This window comes from Parendozoicomonas sp. Alg238-R29, assembly GCF_947331445.1.
Classification (GTDB): domain Bacteria; phylum Pseudomonadota; class Gammaproteobacteria; order Pseudomonadales; family Endozoicomonadaceae; genus Sansalvadorimonas.
The window spans coordinates 1-1,744 of sequence record NZ_CAMZOG010000195.1; the positions used below are offsets into that span (position 1 = coordinate 1).

Annotated in this window: 3 protein-coding genes and 1 pseudogene; 2 read left to right on the top strand and 2 right to left on the bottom strand. The window is 44.6% G+C overall.

The features are described 5' to 3' along the window. A partial coding sequence (locus QMA35_RS21520) for a hypothetical protein (protein WP_281649186.1) occupies positions 1-239 on the top strand: 239 nt, incomplete at its 5' end. Positions 240-383: 144 nt separating this feature from the next. Here QMA35_RS21520 and QMA35_RS21525 read toward each other — a convergent pair. Together QMA35_RS21525 and QMA35_RS21530 are read right to left on the bottom strand one after the other, a co-directional pair. Continuing rightward, positions 384-698 carry a hypothetical protein gene (locus QMA35_RS21525; RefSeq protein WP_281649187.1) on the bottom strand — a complete coding sequence of 105 codons (315 nt, stop codon included), beginning with the start codon at positions 696-698 and terminating at the stop codon, positions 384-386. A gap of 3 nt (positions 699-701) precedes the next feature. Next, positions 702-1,397, bottom strand: coding sequence for a hypothetical protein (locus tag QMA35_RS21530; RefSeq protein WP_281649188.1), 696 nt, complete (start codon positions 1,395-1,397; stop codon positions 702-704). Between QMA35_RS21530 and QMA35_RS21535 the strand changes: the two are divergent. Further along, positions 1,389-1,744, top strand: a pseudogene (locus tag QMA35_RS21535) (hypothetical protein); the annotation flags it as partial. The gene QMA35_RS21530 and the pseudogene QMA35_RS21535 overlap by 9 nt on opposite strands.

Sequence of the window (1,744 nt, forward strand, 5' to 3'; positions counted from 1 at the left end):
CCCCTTTTCTCTTCAGGGATTTGCACTCGGTAGTGGTTTGGAATTTTGGAATGCCCCTTCAATTTCCTGAACAGTTTGGCGCTTTGTCCAGTGCTCAGGATAGAAAGTTGTTGGTTGAGGCTTATCGACCCAACTCCCTGTTTGTGGATCACGAATTTGTATTTATTCACTCCGACCCCTTTTCTCCCGAGATAGGAACGGGCTGTTATGCTGGAACGACAAAGTCCCTTGGTAATTAGCCCGTCAGTTTCCCTCGGTAATCACACTTCTACAGATTAATCCAGGGCTCTCAACCAGTATTTATTCACTCCGACCTCTTTTCTTTCTTTTCTTTATTTTTGGCTCGGAGTTTTGCAACAGAACCCTTTCTATATCCCTTTTATCTAGTCCGAAATCAGCTTGTTTTCCACTATGCTGAAGTAACTAATTTCGTAGTCAGGCTCAAGTTCCAATTTCAACTCCCCAAGAATCGCTCTACCCTCTAAATCAAATGCCTCTTCATCATCTATATTGGAAAATCCTGACTGACTAGGATCACTATTATTTAGAGTTGAATCATAAGCATCTTCCCATCTAGAGATTCTCTTCTTTAATGCATCCGATATGGCCAGCTCACTCGGATTAATATTGCCTAAATTATCGATATCCCAGAGGGCATAGCAGCCATAGTCTGGTAGTAGTTTCAATCTATTGGACATAGTTCACTTTGATATGTAAGGCGCTAAACGTGATTGGGGGTTCGCCCCGACAATGAAACCGTTGTCAGATGTCGTAACTGCTATTCGATGTCGTGTATCGTTATAAATAATTTCATATACAGTTCGGCCATTGTTTTTACCTTGATAACCGACAATTTTACCATGAGTAACTGCCGTCATAACCACATCCGGTATTTGATCAGCATGGATTCCAACATTAGCAAAATCTTGCTTATGGCGAAGTAATATATGCCCAAGACCAGCACTTTTATCACCAATTTCTAGAAAAACAACTTGTCCATTTGGGGTTTTTCTGACATCTACAATATTTTCAGGAGTATGTTTGACTCCATTAAAGGTTAATTCATCTAAGAGTGTTTGACGATCAAGCTCTTTGAGCTCATTCACGTACTTGGCATAAAGAGCACTGTCTCCCGTGTTGTTTAAAACACTATTCGTCCCCTTATTGGCAACAGCAGCCTGAAGGCCCTGCCGTCCCTTCTGAACTGTATTATTTACCGCGAGTAGTACCTTTTTGGAACCCGCTGGAAGTTTGGCAATTGCTTTACCTGCCGCAGCTACCCCCTGTATTGCCGTAACAAGTTCCAGGGGGCTCTGTTCACAATACATGTTGGTGCATGAACTATACTTCTGAGCACCGGTTTCTGTCGTGTAATTGGAACCATCGTCATGCAGCAAACACAATTCCAAGAGTTCCTGAAATCTCTCAGTACATTGTCCCCTGAACAGCTGACATGTTTGCACACAACCCTACCGCCATGCCCGAAAACGCCAGAGGTTACGGGCAATAGTCGTCTTCTTGAGCGTCTCAAATATTACTTTGATCAGCACCCGCGGTGCCCTCGCTGCACCTGTGAATCCATGACGCGCTGGGGGCAGAATGCTGGTCATCAACGCTACCGCTGCAACGCATGCGGGCGTACCTGTAACGCATTGAGCGGCACGCCATTGGCTCATTTCCGTATTCGTGAAAAGCTGGATGCCTACTTGTCTTGCATGGATGGAGGAACCACGTTACGCCCGGC

What these genes read in the sequence shown, in the direction of transcription:
- QMA35_RS21525 (WP_281649187.1), bottom strand. Translation starts at nt 698, where the DNA reads ATGTCCAATAGATTGAAACTACTACCAGACTATGGCTGCTATGCCCTC.